Origin of the sequence: Streptomyces sp. NBC_01317 (assembly GCF_035961655.1) — a bacterium.
Taxonomy (GTDB): Bacteria; Actinomycetota; Actinomycetes; order Streptomycetales; family Streptomycetaceae; genus Streptomyces.
Genome location: NZ_CP108393.1, coordinates 5,457,974 through 5,474,872, shown reverse-complemented (window position 1 = coordinate 5,474,872; position 16,899 = coordinate 5,457,974). Strand labels below are relative to the sequence as shown.

Sequence of the window (16,899 nt, the reverse complement as noted above, 5' to 3'; positions counted from 1 at the left end):
CTTGGCGAAAAGGCCTGTCAACCCCCTTGCCACCTGGGAAGAAAGGACTGAACCGGCCCTCCGCACCCTACGGGGACGGGCCATGCGCGCGAGGCCCACTTCCCTGCGCGGCCCGCGAGTGGAACGCTTCGTGATCGAATGCTTCGCGCCAAGTTGCCTTGTCGACATAACGCCGGTGGGAGAACTTGTCACGCCGGCACCACGGGACACAGTAGATTCGATCATGAGGATCCAAGGCTGGGGACCCGTGCAGAACCGAGGGGAATCGTGCAGGAGCGAGAGGCCCGACAAGAACGGGGAGACGCGAACACCGAGGGGGGCTTAGCGACATGAGCCAGGACTCCACTGCCGCGCCGGAGTCGGCACGGAAGCTTTCCGGGCGCAGGCGCCGGGAAGTTGTCGCCGTGCTGCTTTTCAGCGGTGGGCCCATCTTCGAGAGTTCCATCCCCCTCTCCGTGTTCGGAATCGACCGCCAGGACGCCGGGGTTCCGCGCTACCGCCTGTTGGTCTGCGCCGGAGAGGAAGGACCGCTGCGGACCACCGGCGGACTCGAACTGAGCGCGCCGTACGGCCTGGAGGCCATCAGCAGAGCCGGCACGGTGGTCGTACCGGCCTGGCGGTCCATCACCTCACCACCGCCCCCGGAAGCGCTCGACGCGCTGCGCCGGGCGCATGAGGAGGGCGCGCGGATCGTGGGTCTGTGCACCGGCGCGTTCGTGCTGGCGGCGGCCGGTCTGCTGGACGGCCGGCCGGCCACCACCCACTGGATGTACGCGCCGACGCTGGCCAAGCGGTATCCGTCCGTCCATGTGGACCCGCGCGAGCTGTTCGTCGACGACGGGGACGTGCTCACGTCCGCCGGCACGGCGGCCGGAATCGATCTGTGTCTGCACATAGTCCGGACGGACCACGGCGCGGAGGCCGCGGGCGCGCTGGCCCGCCGGCTGGTGGTGCCGCCGCGGCGCAGCGGCGGCCAGGAGCGCTATCTCGACCGGTCGCTGCCGGAGGAGATCGGCTCCGACCCGCTGGCCGAGGTGGTGGCCTGGGCGCTGGAGCATCTGCACGAGCAGTTCGACGTGGAGACGCTCGCGGCCCGCGCGTACATGAGCCGGCGGACCTTCGACCGGCGGTTCCGCTCGCTCACCGGCAGCGCGCCGCTCCAGTGGCTGATCACGCAGCGGGTGCTCCAGGCCCAGCGGCTGCTGGAGACCTCGGACTACTCGGTCGACGAGGTGGCGGGCCGCTGCGGCTTCCGCTCCCCCGTGGCGCTGCGCGGCCACTTCCGGCGGCAGCTGGGGTCCTCCCCCGCGGCCTACCGCTCCGCCTACCGGGCGCGCCGCCCGCAGGGCGAGCCGGGGCCGCACGGGGTCACGGAGCCGGTCGTACCGGCGCAGGCGTCCGCGCAGTCCCGGCGGACCGCCGCGGCGGCCGGGGCACCCGGTCACGCGTCGGCGTCGTCACCGGTGGCGGACCAGGGAAAACCGGGTTCCGACCTGTACGCGGCGGGTCCGGGACGTCCGAGTCTGCCCGGCCAGCGGAGCGCTCCGTAGGGTGCGCCCCGTAGGGTGAGGCCCATGAACGACCGCATGGTGTGGATCGACTGCGAGATGACCGGGCTCTCGTTGACGGAAGACGCACTGATCGAGGTGGCCGCCCTGGTCACCGACTCGGATCTGAACGTGCTCGGTGACGGGGTGGACATCGTGATCCGCCCGCCGGACCGGGCGCTGGAGACCATGCCCGAGGTGGTACGGCAGATGCACACCACCTCGGGCCTGCTCGACGAGCTGGCGGCCGGCACGACGCTGGCCGCCGCCGAGGAGCAGGTGCTGGCGTACGTACGCGAGCAGGTCAAGGAGCCGGGCAAGGCGCCGCTGTGCGGAAACACGGTCGGCACCGACCGCGGCTTCCTGCTGCGGGACATGCCGGCGCTGGAGGGCTACCTCCACTACCGGATCGTGGACGTCTCCTCGGTGAAGGAGCTGGCACGCCGCTGGTACCCCCGGGCGTACTTCAACAGCCCGGAGAAGGGCGGCAACCACCGCGCCCTGGCGGACATCCGCGAGTCCATCGCGGAGCTGCGCTACTACCGCGAGGCGGTCTTCGTCCCGCAGCCGGGCCCGGACTCGGAAACGGCCAAGCAGATCGCCGCGAAGCACGTACTCAAGGCGGACTGACCCCGCCGCGACCTCGCAGAAAAGCGGGCGCGAGCACCCTCGCGGACCCTGTACACTTTTTCTCGGCCGGTCAGGGAAAAAGACCGGGCATGGTGGGTATAGCTCAGCTGGTAGAGCACCTGGTTGTGGTCCAGGATGTCGCGGGTTCGAGTCCCGTTACTCACCCTTGTCGGCAAAGGCCCGATCTGTGAAAACAGGTCGGGCCTTCGTCGTATCCGGCTTTGCCGCCGGCAGTACCGTGGAGGCCTGACTCTCCGGCGGGGGTACACATGGACGCCACAACCATCGGCGACCGCATTCGCAGCTTGCGAGAATTCCGTGACCGCACCCAAGAGGCGCTCGCCGAGCAGGCCGGCGTCTCCGTCGACACGATTCGCAAGCTGGAGCGGAACCGACGGCTGACGGCGCGCATCAACACCTTGCGTGCGATCGCCCGCGCCCTCGATGTCCCGCTCGAACGCCTGCTGGGACAGCCCGCCGTGGTGACGCGGGACCGGGCCGGCGATGGAGGGCTGATCGCACTCCGGGACGCGATCCAGGACGTGGGCTCGCTGCCCGGACTCCGGGCCGCCGACGATCTCGAGGACCCACCCGACGAGACGACGTGGGTCACCTCGGTGGACGAGGCGGTCAACGCCTACTGGAGCGGCCACTACTCGGACCTCTCGAACACGCTTCCCCTGTTGCTCCGCGACGGCAGGGCCGTGGCCCGCGAGACACCCACCGAACGCGTCTGGCGACAACTTGCCCTCGCCTACCAACTGGCCGCGTGCTTCGCGACGCAGGCAGGGCACCCGGACTGGGCGTTCGCCGCCGTGGAGAAGCAGCTGGCTGCCGCCCGGAAGGCAAGCGACCCGCTCATGGAGGGCATGGGCGTGTCCACCCTGTCGTGGGTGCTGCTGCGCCAGGGACGCTGGGAACAGGCGCGGGCCGTGGCCGAGCGGAAGGCGGATTCTCTGGAGCCGTCGATCCGGCGGGCGGCACCCGAGCAGTACGCCGTGTACGGCAACCTGCTCATCTCGGCGGCCACCCCCGCCGCGCGCGGCGGGAACCGGGAGGGCGCACTGGAGCTGCTGAACCTCGCCGAGAGCGCCGCGACGAGAAGCGGACCCGTAAGGATGTACGGGTCGGCGTTCTCCGTCACCGACGTCCGTACACAGAAGGTCAACGTCGCGCTCGCGGGGCAGGACAACGAGCCGGCCGAGGCGCTGCGGCTGTCCGCCCGTGTCGACGTGGAGGCCATTACCCGGCCGATCCACGCAGCGTCCCACCGCGTTGATGTGTCGCAGGCGCGATACCAGACCGGCGACAGTGACGGCGCGCTGAAGACCCTCCTCGAGATCGAGGCCGAGCAACCCGAGTGGATCCGTCTCCAGACTCTCGCCGCGGCCACCGTCCGGGAAATGCTCGAAACGGAGCGCCGGAAGAACACACCGCTCCGGTCGCTCGCAGCACGGCTCGGCGTCGACCCGGCCCACTGAGCCGGGTAGGACAACACGTCCTGCACGAGCCGCAGTTGACGGACCGACTGGCACACTCTGTCACTGGATCGTGACCACGCGAGCACTTAGCGTGGTCACCCGGACGTGGCACCGGTCCCGGGTGCCCCCGCATCGATCCAGGAAGAAGGCGATTCAGATGGCCGAAGACGGCAAGCACCGTGGCGAGCCCTCCGACAAGCCGTGGACGCCGCCCGCGCCCACCCCGAGCCCGGACGGGTCCGGACCGGCGAAGTCCGGTGCGGGCACGGCCGCCGATCAGGGAAGTGATGCGTGACTGACACCACGCGGGTGAAGACGGACGGGTATGCCGGACTGGTGGACGGACTCGCGCGGAGGGGTCTCCTCTCCGCCCGCTGGCGTGAGGTGTGGGAGAAGCTCCCCCGGGACCGCTTCATCCCCCATCACGCCTGGCGGCAGGACCAGGAGCGGTGCGTGCCCGTCGTACGGGGGCCGGACTGGTGGGACCTCGTCCACTCCGACCAGCCTGTCGTGACGCAGGTGGACGACGGGCAGCCGGACGGGCCCGGCGTCGCCACCTCGTCCAACTCCCAGCCGTCCATGGTCGCCAGGATGCTCCAGCTCCTCGACGTCCGGGACGGCGACAGGGTGCTGGAGATCGGCACGGCCACCGGGTACGTCGCGGCGCTGCTCTCCGAGCGGCTCGGCAGCGACCGGGTGGTCAGTGTCGAGATCGACGCGGCGCTGTCCCAGCAGGCGGCCGACACCCTCGCGGACCACGGCCTCTCGCCCCGGCTGGTCGTCGGCGACGGTGCGGAAGGGTGGGCGGAGGACGCTCCGTACGACCGTCTGATCTCCACCTGCGCGCTACGGCACATCCCGCACGCGCTGGTCCGGCAGGTCGCACCCGGCGGCATCGTCGTCGCCCCGCTGGCCCGGGCCTTCTGGAGCGGCGCCCTGGTGCGGCTGTCCGTACAGGACGGCGGCATCGCGCGGGGGCCGTTCCGGGGCGGCGCGTCGTACATGCCCATGCGGTCCCACCGGCTGCCCGACGCGGGGCCGGTGGACAGCGGAACCGCACGGTCCTCGGAGGCCGTGACCGACCCCGGTCAGCTGCTCAACCTCGGCTTCGCCCTGTACGCGGGCGCCCGCCTGCCGGGCGTCACCATGTCCCACGCCGAGACCGGCACCGCGGCGACGGTCTGGCTCCAGGACACAACCGGCTCGGCGGCCGTCGCCGCCACCGGCGAGTCGGTGTGGGAGTACGGCGAGCGGAACCTGTGGGCCGAGGTCGAGGCCGTGTACGCCGAGTACGCGGCCCTCGGACAGCCGGACGGCGACAGCTTCGGCCTGACCGTCACGCCGTCCGGCCAAGAAGTCTGGCTGCGCTCGCCTCGAACGGTGATCGCGGCCGCGTAACAGAAACACCTGGCCCTGGCCGACGTCGTCCCGCGTGACGCCGGCCGGGGCCTACGCGCGTGTACGGTCCGACAGCGGTACGCCGATCGCGTCGCGTCCCAGGGGCGGTGTTCAGGTGGGGTCGATGGCGATTTCGTAGGCGATCTCGTAGCGGACGTCCGCGATGGTGATGTCCGCCGTTTCCACCGGGCGGCCGTCGGTGTCGTAGTACGTGCGCTCGATCTCCGTGATGAGGTCGCCCACCGAGATGCCGAGGAGGTTGGCCTGCTCCTGGGTGGCGCGGGCCGGGCGGGGGAGTTCTACGGCGGTGTCGATGTCGACGCCGATCGAGCGCATGCGTTCCACCACGCCGGCCCCCGCGTGCGGGCCCATTTCGGGGAGCACGATCGGTGTGCCGTCGGTGATGGCCATCGGTTCCCAGGACTCGGACAGCTGGACCGGCAGCCCGTCGCCCAGGAACTCGTACGCGGTGTGGACGCAGAGGTCCCCCGGCTCGATGGCCAGGCGTTCGGCGATGCGCTCGGGGGCCGGTACGCGGGCGTTGCTGCGGGAATCCCACGTCCCGGAACGGCGCTGTTCCTCCATGTCCGCGCGGAACGGGCTGCCGTTACGGCGTTCCCGGCGGCGGGAGCGGATCATGCGCAGGCGCTCGCGCGGGCGCCGGACGTACGTTCCCGACCCGGCGCGGCCCTCCAGGAGTCCCTCGATGATGAGGCGCTCCATCGCGCGCTGCGCCACGGACTGGCCGACTCCGTACTCCTCGGCGAAGCGGGCCCGGCTGGGCAGCTTCTCGCCCAGCGTCCACTCGCCCGCCTTGATGCGGGTACGCAGAGCGTCAGCGACCTGCAAGTACGGCGTCTCTCGTGGCATTTGGGCGGCTCCGGGTGGTGTGCGTCGACATTGACAAAGCTAACCCATCAGGTGAAGCTGAATACTCAGCATTACGAGGCGTGATCGAGCGCTCACCAGGGGAGGGCTGTGCCCACTGTGGACATCCAGGCGGCCGCGCTGGTCGGCATGCTCGCCGCCGCGACCGGCGGCGAGCCGCGGACCACCGGCACCGAGGCCGGTGCCGTGCGGATCGAGGCCGACCTCCCCGAGCAGTTGAGCCCGGCCACGCGGAACGCGATCCTCGCCGCCCTCGCGACGGCCGACCGGTACGGACACACCCACACCGACGACGGCGACACCGTCTGGGCCGAGCTGGACCGGAAGGTCGAGGTGGGAGGGGAGTCCGGCGTCGATGGTGAGGCCGCGGTGGAGACCGACGCCGGGCTCGATCGTGAGGCGGATCTGTGACCGCGCTTCCCCATCCACGAGAACGGGAGGAACCACCCATGACTGTCACCGTCGCGTTATCGGCATCCCTGTCGGAGACGGACGTCCGTACCTGCGAGGCCTGCTGGCGCGCCCCGGTCGGTGCCGTCCGTACGGATGCCGACGGCCGGGCCCTGCTGTGCGTGCCGTGCGCGCAGGGGGGTTACCCGCGACGCGTCGACCTGTTCCCGCCGCTCGGGATCTACAAGCTGACAACCCGTCTGGTCAGGGTGGACGACGGCAAGCACGGCGGTGGTACGCCGCAGACCCCGCCGAACCCCGGGCCCGCCCTGCCCAGCCCGCCCCCGGCACCCTCCCCGCCCGGCACCCCGCCCGTGTAGCCCGCCTCGGGGGCGGGACCGCGTGGCGTGGTCCCAGGGGATGATCTTTGCGGTCGGCCCCCGCCCGGTTCCTTGACCCGCCGGTGGACAGCCGCGACGCTGCGCGCAAGGTGCGGGGTCCCCGTGCCCGTACCTCCGTAGCGCGGGAGGATCGTGTGCGCCGGCTCGGCAAGGACTTCCGGCTCGGCAAGGGCATCCGGCTCGGCAAGGGCTTCCGGATCAGCCGTACGTCCCGTCGGGCGGCCGTCCTCGGGATCGTCTGCGTCCTCGGGGCCGGGGCGGCGGCCGGGTGCGGAGGCGGGGCGTCCGACGGGCGGACCACCCTCACCGTCGGGGTCTTCGGGGCCTTCGGGTTCGAGGAAGCCGGGCTCTACGAGCGGTACATGACGCTCCGTCCGGACATCGCGATCAAGCAGACGTCCATCCAGCGCAACGAGAACTACTACCCCCAGCTCCTCACCCACCTGGGCAGCGGGAGCGGACTCGCCGACATCCAGGCCGTCGAGGTCAGCAACATCGCCGAGGTCACCGCCACCCAGTCCGGCAAGCTCGTCGACCTCGGCGCGGCGGCGGGTGTGGACCGGGGCGCCTTCCTGCCGTGGAAGTGGGCGCAGGCCACGGACCGTCGGGGCAGGACCCTCGGCCTCGGCACCGACATCGGGCCGCAGGCCATCTGCTACCGCAAGGACCTCTTCGCCCGGGCCGGCCTGCCCACCGGCCGCGCGGCCGTGGGGCGGCTGTGGGCGGGAGACTGGGGCAAGTACCTGGCCACCGGCAAGCGGTACCGGGCGAACGCGCCCCGGGGCACGGCCTTCGTGGACTCGGCGAGCGGGGTGATGGCCGCCGTGACCGGCAGCGACCCGCACCGCTTCTACGACCGGCGCGGCAAGGTCGTCTACCGGACCAGTGCGACGGTACGGAACGCCTGGCGCACCGCCGCCCGGTTCGCGGCCTCGGGCCTGACCGCCAAGCTCCAGCAGTTCACGCCCGCCTGGGACCAGGGGTTCGCCAACGCGTCCTTCGCCACCGTCTCCTGCCCCGCCTGGATGCTCGGCTACATCCAGGACAAGTCCGGGGCGGCGGGCCGTAACCGGTGGGACGTGGCCGCCGCGCCCCGTCCCGGCAACTGGGGCGGCTCGTTCCTCGTGGTGCCCAGGACCGGCCGCCGTACGAAGGAGGCCGCCGCGCTGGCCGCCTGGCTGACCGCCCCCGCCCAGCAGGCCACGCTCTTCGCCGAGCGCGGCAGCTTCCCGAGCGCGCGGGCCGCGTACGCGCTGCCCGTGGTGGCCGGCGCCCGGCACCCGTACTTCGGGAACGCGCCCATCGGGCGGATCTTCTCCGAGGCGGCGCGGGGCGTCCCCGTACAGATCGTCGGACCGAAGGATCTGATCATCGCCCAGAACCTGTCCGACGTCGGGATGCTCCAGGTCGACCAGAAGGGCACGTCCTCGGAGGACGGCTGGGACGCCGCGGTGAAGGCCATCGACAACGCGCTGGACCTGTGACCGTGGGAAGCGCCCTGAGCGCCGGTGACCTGTGACGAGCGAGGCGCCGGTCGCCGGTGGAGGGCCGGTCGCCGGGGAAGCGCCCGTCGCCGGTGAGGTGCCTGCCGGTGACGTGTCCGCCGCCGCTCCCCCGAGAGCCGGACACGCCGACCTCCGCGATGAGCGGCGGCGCGCCCGCCGCAGCCGCCGGCACCGACGTGACCTGCGCTGGAGCCCGTACGTCTTCGTCGCCCCGTTCTTCACCTTCTTCGCCGTCTTCGGGCTCTTCCCCCTGCTCTACACCGGCTGGGCCGCGCTCCACCGCGTCGAACTCACCGCGCCCGACCACATGGAGTGGGTGGGCCTGCGCAACTTCTCGCGGCTGCTGGACGACGACTTCTTCTGGAACGCGCTGGCCAACACCGTCACCATCGGGCTGCTCTCCACCGTCCCGCAGCTGCTGATCGCCCTGGGCCTCGCGCACCTGCTCCACCACCGCCTGCGCGGCTCGGCGTTCTTCCGGGTCGCCGTGCTCACCCCGTACGCCACCTCGGTCGCCGCCGCGACCCTCGTCTTCGTGCTGCTCTTCGGCCGCGACCACGGGCTGGTCAACTGGGCGTTGGGAGCGGCCGGTCTCGACACGGTCGACTGGCAGAACGGCGACTGGACCTCCCGGATCGCGGTCTCCACGATCGTCGTCTGGCGGTGGACCGGCTACAACGCCCTGATCTATCTGGCGGCCATGCAGTCCGTTCCCGGCGACCTGTACGAGTCGGCGGCCCTGGACGGCGCCTCCCGGTGGCAGCAGTTCGTCCATGTGACCGTGCCGTCGCTGCGGCCGACCATCCTCTTCACCTGTGTGGTCTCCACGATCGGCGCCACCCAGCTGTTCGGGGAGCCGCTGCTCTTCAACGGCGGCGCGGGCGCGACGGGCGGGGTGAACCACCAGTACCAGACCCTCGGGCTCTACCTGTACGAGCAGGGCTGGGTGAATCTCCATCTCGGCCGGGCCTCGGCGATCGCCTGGGCGATGTTCCTGATCCTGCTGGCGGTCGGCGCGGTGAACTGGCTGGTCGCCCGGCGGATCGCCGGAGGAGGCAAGCGATGAACCGTACGACCGGGGGAATGCGGCAGCCGACCGGCGGCCGGGTCGCGCACGCCGTGCTGATCCTCTTCGCCGCCGGGTCGCTCTTCCCCCTCGTCTGGACGGCGGTCGCGGCCTCCCGTACCAGCGGCCGGCTCGCGCAGACACCGCCGCCGTTCTGGTTCGGCGGCCGTCTCCTCAAGAACCTGGAGATCGCCTGGACCGACGCGAACCTCGGTACGGCCCTGGTCAACACGACCGTCGTCGCGGGCAGCGTCGCGGCGGGGACGGTGTTCTTCTCGACGCTCGCCGGGTTCGCCTTCGCCAAGCTGCGCTTCCGCTTCCGGAACGCGCTGCTGGCCCTGGTGATCGGCACGATGATGGTGCCACCGCAGCTCGGCGTCGTCCCCCTGTACCTGCTGATCGCCGAACTGTCCTGGACGGACCGGCTCCAGTCCGTCGTCCTGCCCGGCCTGGTCAGCGCCTTCGGGGTGTTCTTCATGCGGCAGTACCTGACGGGGGCGCTGCCCACCGAGCTGATCGAGGCGGCCCGGGTGGACGGCGCGAGCAGCTGGCGCGTGATGTGGCACGTCGTCTTCCCGGCCGCGCGGCCGGCGATGGCGGTGCTGGGGATGCTGACGTTCGTGATGGCCTGGAACGACTTCTTCTGGCCGATCATCGCGCTGACGCAGAGCGGCAACCCGACCGTGCAGGTGGCGCTGACCGGGCTCGGCCGCGGTTACATCCCCGACCAGTCGGTGATCATGGCGGGCGCGCTGCTCGGCACCCTGCCGCTGCTGCTGGCGTTTGTGCTCTTCGGCAGGCACATCGTGGGCGGGATCATGCAGGGCGCGGTCAAGGGCTGACCCCACCCCGCGTGGTGGCGGTACGAAGCGCGCCCCGGCCGGGTGGGGGGTTCGGGGATCCGGCCGGGACGCGCGGGGCGGCTGGTGGGGGCAGCCTTGGGGGGGTTGGTCGAGGGGGACGGGGGCGGTCGGGGGGAGCGGCGGGCGGTCGAGGGGGGACGGCGCTTACGCACGCTAGCCGCTCCGATACCGACAAAAGGCCTGTTCGGGGCGGTGGTCGAGGTTCTTAGGGCGCCCTTAAGGAAGGCATGGGGGCCGGTTAAGACCGATCGGTGGGTGGAGGTGCCCGGAAGGTCAGACGTCGGCGCCCCGGCGGCCCGGCGTGCCGCGTTTCCTCCCGCGCAGCCGGTGGCCGCGCGGCTCGCGGGCGGGGCGCCATCCCTCGCGCCCGATCCAGATCCGTACTTCCGTGCCGCCGAGCACGGACCGCCCGATCCGTACGTCCCCACCGGTCGACTCCGCGACCCGGCGCACGATGTCCAGGCCGAGGCCCGTGGAGCCCTCCCGGCCGCCGCTGTTGCCCCGTACGAGCGCGGCCTTCGGGTCGGCGATGCCGGGGCCCGCGTCCGAGACGAGGACGATCACCGCGTCCTCGCCGTTGTGCACGTCCACGGAGAACGCGGTGCCCTCCGGCGTGTGCCGGAAGACGTTCCCGAGCAACGCGTCCAGGGCGGCGGTGAGTTCGGGGCGGGCGACCGGGATGCGGATCGGCGCGCCGACCCCCGCGAGCCGTACCTTCCGGCCCTCGTCCTCGGCCAGCGCCGACCAGAAGTCCATGCGCTCCCGGACGACTTCGGAGACGTCACAGCCCACGGCGGGCGTGTGGGCGACCGTGTGGGAGGTGGATTCGCGGGCGGTACGGATGATGGTGTCGACCTCGCGCTCCAGCTGGGCGACCGCCGCTCTGGTCTGGTCGGCGGCGGGCCCCTCCCCCAGCGAGGCGGCGTTCAGGCGCAGCACGGTCAGCGGGGTGCGCAGCCGGTGGGAGAGGTCGGCCGCCAGCTCTCGCTCGTTGGCGAGGAGTTGGACGACCTGGTCGGCCATGGAGTTGAACGCGACGGCGGCGGAGCGCAGTTCGGGCGGTCCCTCCTCGGGGACGCGGACGCCGAGCTTGCCCTCCCCCAGGGCGTGGGCGGCGCCCGCGAGCCGCTGGGCGGGCTCGACCATGCGCAGGCCGAGGCGGTCGGCGACGGTCACCGAGCCGACGATGAGCGCGATGCCCACGCCTGCGAGGACGAGCCAGGCGGTGGTGACCCCGTTGGAGACCTCCGGCTCGGGGACGTACACCTCCACGATGGCGATCCAGTTGGAGCCGAGGCTCGATCCGAGGGCGGTCGGCTGGAGCAGCGCGAAGCCGCCGGGGACGTCGGTGATGGAGGCGCGGCCGAGCCGCCGTACGGTCGCCAGGTCCTTCTCGGCGGCCCGGCGGGTGCCCAGCTCCAGCGGGAGGCTGCCCGGTTCGCCGGAGGGCGGGACGTGGACGGCCATCTTGCCGTCGGCGCCGGCCTGGGTGGAGGCGATCGCGCGATCGAGCTGGTCGCGGTCGGAGGTGATGGAGAGGGTGGGGCCGATGGCGGCGGCCTGCCGTTCGGCGTTGGTGAAGGCCCGGTCCCTGGCCATCTCCTTGATGACCATGCCCAGCGGTACGGCGAAGGCGATGACGACCATCACGGTGACGGCGAGGGAGACCTTGATCAGTGCCCACCTCATACGGGGCGCTCCGTGGCCGGGGGTTCGAGCTTCACGCCGACACCCCGCAGGGTGTGCAGGTAGCGGGGCCGGGCGGCCGTCTCGCCCAGTTTGCGGCGCAGCCAGGACAGGTGGACGTCGATCGTCTGGTCGTCGCCGTAGGACTGCTGCCAGACCTCGGCGAGCAGTTCCTTGCGGGGTACGACGACACCGGGGCGCCCGGCGAGGAAGGTCAGCAGGTCGAACTCGCGCCGGGTGAGGTCGAGCCGGGTGCCGTCCAGCTCGGCCTGGCGGCGCAGCGGGTCGATGGCGAGGCCGCCGACCCGGATGACGCGGGGGGACGCGGCCTCGCCCGAGGTGGCGCGGGAGCGGCGCAGGACGGCCGCCATGCGAGCCGACAGGTGCTCGACGGAGAAGGGTTTGGTGAGATAGTCGTCGGCGCCGTCGTTGAGGAGCCGTACGATCTCGGTCTCGTCGTCCCGGGCTGTGGCGATGATCACGGGTACGTCGGTGATGCCGCGCAGCATCTTGAGCGCCTCCGACCCGTCGAGATCGGGCAGGCCGAGGTCGAGAATGACCACATCGAAGTGGAAATGGGCCACTTCGCGCAACGCCTCCAGGGCCGTCCCGACACTGCGTACGGTGTGGGAGGCCTCGGTCAAGTGCCTGATGAGGGCGGAGCGTACGAACTGGTCGTCCTCGACCACGAGCACACTGGGCATGGGCGGCACCGTACGCCATTCGGGGGATACCGGCAGGCGGTTCCCCGTCGCACCCCCGGTGGTGCACCATGGGCCCCGATGCGTATCGGACTCATACATGCCATTGCGTGGTCGCTCGCGACCGGCGCCGCCGTCACGCTGTCGTGGTGGGGTGTCCACACGGTGATGGCGGGGACGGCGTACGACCCGCCGCGCGCGGTGCCGATCGGCAAGGACAGCGCGACGACGCAGGGCGCCCGGCCGGTCGTGTCCTCCACCCACCGCCCGCCGAGTCCGTCCCCGTCGCCGCCGTCCCCCTCGGCACGGAAGCCGGAGGAGTCCGCGAAGCCGTCCCCGACGCTCACGTTCACTCCCGTTCCCGTTCCGTCGCAGAGCTACGGCGGCCCGGCCTCGAAGCCCGCGGCGGCGCCGTCCTCGCCCGCGCCCCAGGGCAACGTGAAGAGTTACGCGGTCGACGGGGGCCGGGTGGTCCTGGACATCGGTGAGGCCGCGGCGGAGCTGGTGTCGGCGACGCCGGACTCGGGGTGGCAGATGCAGGTGTGGACGCAGCCGACCTGGATCCGGGTGACGTTCACCCGGGACGGCCGGGAGGTGTCGGTCTTCTGCACCTGGCACGACCACCCGCCGCTGGTGGAGTTCGACGACCGCTGAGGGCGGCCCCGAGGGCTTACGAGAAGGTGCCCGCGGGCGGCGGCGGGGACGGCTTGGCGTTCGCGTCGGTGACGACGGCGGCTCCGCCGGTGAAGTCCCTGAGGGCGCGGCCGTGTTCGACCCGGCCGGGGTGCGGGTCGCCCGCGATGCGGCGGGTCAGTTCCGGGACCGGCAACTCCCGGTCGGACGCGAGGAGTACGGCGTTGCCGAAGCGGCGGCCCCGCAGGACCGTCGGGTCCGCGGCCAGCGCGAGATGGCCGAACAGCGAGGCGGCGGTGGCGATCTGGCCGCGCAGATGGGCGAGAGGAGGCCCGTCGGCGAGGTTGGCCGCGTAGCAGCCGTCCGGGGCGAGGACCCGCCGTACCTCCGTCAGGAATTCGGCGCTGGTGAGGTGCGCGGGGGTACGGGCTCCGCCGAACACGTCGGCGATCACCAGGTCAGCCCAGCCGTCCGGCACCTTCCCGAGACCGGCCCTGGCGTCGGCGGACCTGACCTTGATCCGGGCCTGGGGGTCCGGGGGGAGGTGCTCACGGACGAGGTGGACGAGGGCCGAGTCGACCTCCACGACCTGCTGGGTGGAGCGGGGCCGGGTGGCGGCGACGTACCGGGCGAGGGTGAAAGCCCCGCCGCCGAGGTGCAGGACGCGCAGGGGCCGGTGGGCGGGGGCCACGAGGTCGGCGACATGGCCGAGTATGCGCTGGTACGCGAAGGACAGGTGGGCGGGGTCGTCCAGATCCACGTGGGACTGCGGGGCGCCGTCGATGAGCAGCGTCCAGGCGCGGGGGCGCTCCCGGTCCGGTACGAGCTCGGCGAGGCCGCCGTCGACCGGTGCGGTCACCGTCTCGACCGTACCCCGTCCGCCCCGCCTGTTCCTGGCCATCCCCCCAGTATCGGGGTCGTGGCGGACATGCGGAGATCCGGCGGGGGTGCGGGCCCCTGCGCCGGGTGTGGGACGGGTGTCGCCGGGTGCGGGACAGGTGTCCCGGTGCCGGCCAGGACACCCCTAACGGCAGCGGTCCGCCGCCTCGATGAGTCTCGCCGCCTCGCCGAGCGCCGCGCGCAGGACCGCCGGGTCCGTGACGGGGTCGGAGGCCTCCGGCGGCAGCAGCCAGCCCGTTCCGGTGACCGGCGGCTCCTCGGCGGGGGTGCGCGGACCGCGCCCGCCCGTCCGCGTACAGGCGCTGCCGGGGACGTCCCACTCCTCCGCCGTACCGGGCGGCACGAGGAAGCCGAGGGTGTGACAGGAGCCGTCGTGCAGGACGGGCCCCACGGACGGCGTGGCCCCGCGCCGGAGGATGTCCACCGCCTCAAGACCCTGCCGGGCCGGGACCGTCACCAGGTCCAGCGCCTCGCCGCCGTCGTGCTCGGGCGCGTACCGGTCTCCATACCGACCTCCACCTAACAAGGGAACCCTCCTCGTCGAGCGGAGACGCGTTGAACGTCTCCGCGGTCTCCATAGGGTTCAACGTCCGCCGGCGTCAACAGCTACGGAGGCACACCGCCGCAAAGGATGGCAGTTCATGGCAGATCGTGGGTGAGATATCCCCTTTGTAGGCAAACACCGTATGTGCCCCCCGTCCCAGGAGGTACGTTCTTGCCCGCCGGACCACCGGAGCACAGGAGAGGGCTCGGCCATGGCGTCGTCTCGGGCAGTTCCCAACCTCCCCTTCCGCCGGCAGCGCGGACAGCGCTCGCCGGGGGAGTTCGCCGCGGCCGTGCGCAGGGCCGCCCGGGAGATCGGTGAACACGTCGCGTGCGACGCACGTTATATCGGTCGGGTGGAAGCGGGTGAGATCCGCTGCCCCAACTACGCGTACGAACGGGTCTTCCTGCACATGTTCCCCGGGCTGACCCTGACCGACCTGGGCTTCACGGCCCGCGAGCACGTTCGCGGCCGGGCGGCGCGGGTACCCGTGGAGCAGTCCGCCCACGACCCGGGACACAGCGAGATCAGCGAGGAGAGCGACGTGCTGCGTCGCGCATTCATGACCAGCGGCTCCGTCACCATGGCCGCCGCGACCCTGGGCCTCGGCGGTACGGCCGCCGCGGCCGCGCCCTCGATCCCCGCCCCGCGCAGGATCGGTGACACCGAAGTGGCCGCCGTCGAGGCGGCGGTACGGCGCATCCGCCTGCTGGACGACCGGCACGGCGCCGACGGGCTCTACCGCCAGGCGGCGCTGCCGCTGCGCGGCGCGTACGCGCTGCTCGACGCGGGGACGGCGACCCGGCAGTCCACCGTCGACCGGCTGCACTCCGGCGCGGGCGAGTTGTCGATCTCCGTAGGATGGCTGGCGCACGACTCGGGACGCTTCGACGACGCCCGCTCGCACTACGCGGAGGCGCTCGCGACCGCGCGGGTCGCGGGCGACCCGGCGCTGGAGGCGCACGCGTTCTGCAACACGTCGTTCCTGGCGCGGGATTCGGGCCGGTACCGGGAGGCGTTACGGGCCGCGCAGGCCGGCCGGGGCGCGGCCAAGCACCTGTCGTCCGCCCGGCTGCTGTCGCTGCTGGCCCTGCGGGAGGCGGGCGGCTGGGCGGGGCTCGGGGACCGTTCGAACTGTGAACAGGCCCTGTCCCAGGCCCACACGCTCTTCGACAGCGGCCCCTCGGACGCGGACCCCGAGTGGATGTCCTTCTTCGGCGAACCGGAGCTGGAGGCCCTGGAGGCGCAGTGCCACGCGGCGTTGGGCGACTGGTCCCGGGCGGCCCGGCACGCGTACCGCGCCTCCGTACTCCAGAATCCGCACTTCACCCGCAATCTCGCGCTCTACCGGGCCGAGTTGGCCACGGACCTGGCGCGCGCGGGCCGGCCCGACGAGGCCGCGGCGGCGGGGCGGCAGGTGCTCGACCTGCTGGACGAGGTCCAGTCGTCCCGGATCCAGGGGATGCTGGCGGTGACGGCCCGGCTGCTGCTGCCACGGCGGCGGTCGCCGGAGGTGGCGGCGTTCCTGGAGCGGCACGCGGCGATATAGCGCCACGGGGCGATGCAACACGCAGGGGGTCCGGGTCAGCCCACCAGATGCGCCGTGTCGTTCCAGACCTCGATCGCCGGGCTGCCGTACGCCCAGTTCAGGACGGACACGGACGTCGGGTCCAACCGTATGCGGGCCGCGAACGACACGTCCTCGCCCAGCCAGCGCGCGCCGATCGTCCGCAGGATGTGGCCGTGGGCGAAGACCAGCACGTCACGGTCGGCCGACCGTGCCCAGGCGACCACCTCGTCCGCGCGGGCGGCGACCTGCGCCAGGCTCTCGCCGTCCGGGACGCCGTCGCGCCAGATGAACCAGTCGGGGCGCGCGGCCTTGATCTCGGCCGGGGTCAGCCCCTCGTACGCGCCGTAGTCGAACTCCATCAGCGCGTCCCACTCCGTGGCGCGCTCCCCGAACCCGGCGAGGTCGCACGTCTCGCTCGCGCGGACCAGCGGGCTGGTACGGACCTCCGCGCCGGCCAGTCCGGACCACGGCGCGCGGTGCAGGCGTTCGCCCAGCAGCGCGGCGCCGCGCCTGCCCTCGTCGAGGAGCGGAATGTCCGTCCTGCCGGTGTGGCGGCCGGAAAGTGACCAGGCCGTCTGGCCGTGCCGGGCCAGCAGGACGCGCGGTGCCATCGGGGCTCTCCCTGGAGTTCTCAACGGGTGCCGCCCCATCATCGCGTACCTGAACATTGGGCAACCCCCAGGGGGATATCGGCGT

At 72.3% G+C, this 16,899-nt stretch carries 17 protein-coding genes and 1 tRNA gene; 12 read left to right on the top strand and 6 right to left on the bottom strand.

What is annotated here, in order from left to right; all coding sequences use genetic code 11:
• The first annotated feature begins 329 nt into the window (after positions 1-329).
• The 5 genes from OG349_RS23800 to OG349_RS23780 all read left to right on the top strand — a co-directional run bounded on the left by OG349_RS23800 (position 330) and on the right by OG349_RS23780 (position 5,056).
• A complete protein-coding gene (locus tag OG349_RS23800) occupies positions 330-1,550 on the top strand; it encodes a GlxA family transcriptional regulator (protein WP_327236527.1) in 1,221 nt (406 codons plus the stop codon).
• Between the two features lie 24 nt (positions 1,551-1,574).
• Positions 1,575-2,177, top strand: coding sequence for an oligoribonuclease (gene orn, locus OG349_RS23795; RefSeq protein WP_327236526.1), 603 nt, complete (start codon positions 1,575-1,577; stop codon positions 2,175-2,177).
• Between the two features lie 92 nt (positions 2,178-2,269).
• Positions 2,270-2,342, top strand: a tRNA-His gene (locus tag OG349_RS23790).
• Positions 2,343-2,446: 104 nt separating this feature from the next.
• A complete protein-coding gene (locus tag OG349_RS23785) occupies positions 2,447-3,658 on the top strand; it encodes a helix-turn-helix domain-containing protein (RefSeq protein ID WP_327236525.1) in 1,212 nt (403 codons plus the stop codon).
• 291 nt (positions 3,659-3,949) lie between these two features.
• Positions 3,950-5,056 (top strand): methyltransferase domain-containing protein, encoded by a 1,107-nt coding sequence (locus OG349_RS23780; protein ID WP_327236524.1) that lies wholly within the window; start codon positions 3,950-3,952, stop codon positions 5,054-5,056.
• A gap of 111 nt (positions 5,057-5,167) precedes the next feature.
• On the opposite strand, the gene OG349_RS23775 is transcribed toward OG349_RS23780, so the two are convergent.
• The gene (locus tag OG349_RS23775; protein WP_327236523.1) at positions 5,168-5,926 is read right to left on the bottom strand and encodes a GntR family transcriptional regulator; all 759 of its coding nucleotides are present in this window, start codon (positions 5,924-5,926) and stop codon (positions 5,168-5,170) included.
• Between the two features lie 108 nt (positions 5,927-6,034).
• Between OG349_RS23775 and OG349_RS23770 the strand changes: the two genes are divergently transcribed.
• The 5 genes from OG349_RS23770 to OG349_RS23750 all read left to right on the top strand — a co-directional run bounded on the left by OG349_RS23770 (position 6,035) and on the right by OG349_RS23750 (position 10,148).
• Positions 6,035-6,355: a hypothetical protein gene (locus tag OG349_RS23770; RefSeq protein WP_327236522.1), complete on the top strand. Its 321-nt coding sequence runs from the start codon at positions 6,035-6,037 to the stop codon at positions 6,353-6,355.
• 38 nt (positions 6,356-6,393) lie between these two features.
• Positions 6,394-6,714, top strand: a complete 321-nt coding sequence (locus tag OG349_RS23765) for a hypothetical protein (protein WP_327236521.1) — start codon at positions 6,394-6,396, stop codon at positions 6,712-6,714.
• Between the two features lie 218 nt (positions 6,715-6,932).
• A complete protein-coding gene (locus OG349_RS23760) occupies positions 6,933-8,219 on the top strand; it encodes an extracellular solute-binding protein (RefSeq protein WP_442806412.1) in 1,287 nt (428 codons plus the stop codon).
• A gap of 112 nt (positions 8,220-8,331) precedes the next feature.
• The gene (locus OG349_RS23755; protein ID WP_327238693.1) at positions 8,332-9,306 is read left to right on the top strand and encodes a carbohydrate ABC transporter permease; all 975 of its coding nucleotides are present in this window, start codon (positions 8,332-8,334) and stop codon (positions 9,304-9,306) included.
• Entirely contained in the window at positions 9,303-10,148 is an 846-nt protein-coding gene (locus tag OG349_RS23750) for a carbohydrate ABC transporter permease (RefSeq protein WP_327236520.1), read from the top strand. The genes OG349_RS23755 and OG349_RS23750 overlap by 4 nt, the downstream gene beginning before the upstream one ends.
• Positions 10,149-10,442: 294 nt before the next feature.
• Here OG349_RS23750 and OG349_RS23745 read toward each other — a convergent pair whose 3' ends face one another.
• Complete coding sequence (locus OG349_RS23745; RefSeq protein WP_327236519.1) at positions 10,443-11,858, bottom strand: HAMP domain-containing sensor histidine kinase; 1,416 nt, start codon at positions 11,856-11,858, stop codon at positions 10,443-10,445.
• Entirely contained in the window at positions 11,855-12,559 is a 705-nt protein-coding gene (locus tag OG349_RS23740; RefSeq protein ID WP_327236518.1) for a response regulator transcription factor, read from the bottom strand. Before OG349_RS23740 ends, OG349_RS23745 begins: the two co-directional genes overlap by 4 nt.
• Positions 12,560-12,637: 78 nt before the next feature.
• On the opposite strand from OG349_RS23740, the gene OG349_RS23735 reads away from it, so the two are divergent.
• Positions 12,638-13,210 (top strand): hypothetical protein, encoded by a 573-nt coding sequence (locus tag OG349_RS23735; RefSeq protein WP_327236517.1) that lies wholly within the window; start codon positions 12,638-12,640, stop codon positions 13,208-13,210.
• A gap of 16 nt (positions 13,211-13,226) precedes the next feature.
• Here the strand turns inward: OG349_RS23735 and OG349_RS23730 are convergent, their stop codons facing one another.
• On the bottom strand, positions 13,227-14,090 hold the full coding sequence (locus OG349_RS23730; RefSeq protein WP_327236516.1) for a spermidine synthase: 864 nt from the start codon (positions 14,088-14,090) through the stop codon (positions 13,227-13,229).
• A gap of 123 nt (positions 14,091-14,213) precedes the next feature.
• Complete coding sequence (locus OG349_RS23725) at positions 14,214-14,615, bottom strand: hypothetical protein (protein ID WP_442806300.1); 402 nt, start codon at positions 14,613-14,615, stop codon at positions 14,214-14,216.
• A gap of 229 nt (positions 14,616-14,844) precedes the next feature.
• On the opposite strand from OG349_RS23725, the gene OG349_RS23720 reads away from it, so the two are divergent.
• Positions 14,845-16,182 carry a tetratricopeptide repeat protein gene (locus OG349_RS23720; protein ID WP_327236515.1) on the top strand — a complete coding sequence of 446 codons (1,338 nt, stop codon included), beginning with the start codon at positions 14,845-14,847 and terminating at the stop codon, positions 16,180-16,182.
• 35 nt (positions 16,183-16,217) lie between these two features.
• Here the strand turns inward: OG349_RS23720 and OG349_RS23715 are convergent, their stop codons facing one another.
• Positions 16,218-16,814, bottom strand: coding sequence for a histidine phosphatase family protein (locus tag OG349_RS23715; protein WP_327236514.1), 597 nt, complete (start codon positions 16,812-16,814; stop codon positions 16,218-16,220).
• Positions 16,815-16,899: the final 85 nt, after the last annotated feature.

Excerpts from the sequence above, each read along its gene's own strand:
- OG349_RS23745 (WP_327236519.1), bottom strand. The coding sequence starts at position 11,858 with ATGAGGTGGGCACTGATCAAGGTCTCCCTCGCCGTCACCGTGATGGTC.
- OG349_RS23715 (WP_327236514.1), bottom strand. The coding sequence starts at position 16,814 with ATGGCACCGCGCGTCCTGCTGGCCCGGCACGGCCAGACGGCCTGGTCA.
- orn (WP_327236526.1), top strand. The coding sequence starts at position 1,575 with ATGAACGACCGCATGGTGTGGATCGACTGCGAGATGACCGGGCTCTCG.
- OG349_RS23720 (WP_327236515.1), top strand. The coding sequence starts at position 14,845 with ATGGCGTCGTCTCGGGCAGTTCCCAACCTCCCCTTCCGCCGGCAGCGC.
- OG349_RS23775 (WP_327236523.1), bottom strand. The coding sequence starts at position 5,926 with ATGCCACGAGAGACGCCGTACTTGCAGGTCGCTGACGCTCTGCGTACC.
- OG349_RS23735 (WP_327236517.1), top strand. The coding sequence starts at position 12,638 with ATGCGTATCGGACTCATACATGCCATTGCGTGGTCGCTCGCGACCGGC.
- OG349_RS23750 (WP_327236520.1), top strand. The coding sequence starts at position 9,303 with ATGAACCGTACGACCGGGGGAATGCGGCAGCCGACCGGCGGCCGGGTC.
- OG349_RS23740 (WP_327236518.1), bottom strand. The coding sequence starts at position 12,559 with ATGCCCAGTGTGCTCGTGGTCGAGGACGACCAGTTCGTACGCTCCGCC.
- OG349_RS23730 (WP_327236516.1), bottom strand. The coding sequence starts at position 14,090 with ATGGCCAGGAACAGGCGGGGCGGACGGGGTACGGTCGAGACGGTGACC.
- OG349_RS23800 (WP_327236527.1), top strand. The coding sequence starts at position 330 with ATGAGCCAGGACTCCACTGCCGCGCCGGAGTCGGCACGGAAGCTTTCC.
- OG349_RS23785 (WP_327236525.1), top strand. The coding sequence starts at position 2,447 with ATGGACGCCACAACCATCGGCGACCGCATTCGCAGCTTGCGAGAATTC.
- OG349_RS23765 (WP_327236521.1), top strand. The coding sequence starts at position 6,394 with ATGACTGTCACCGTCGCGTTATCGGCATCCCTGTCGGAGACGGACGTC.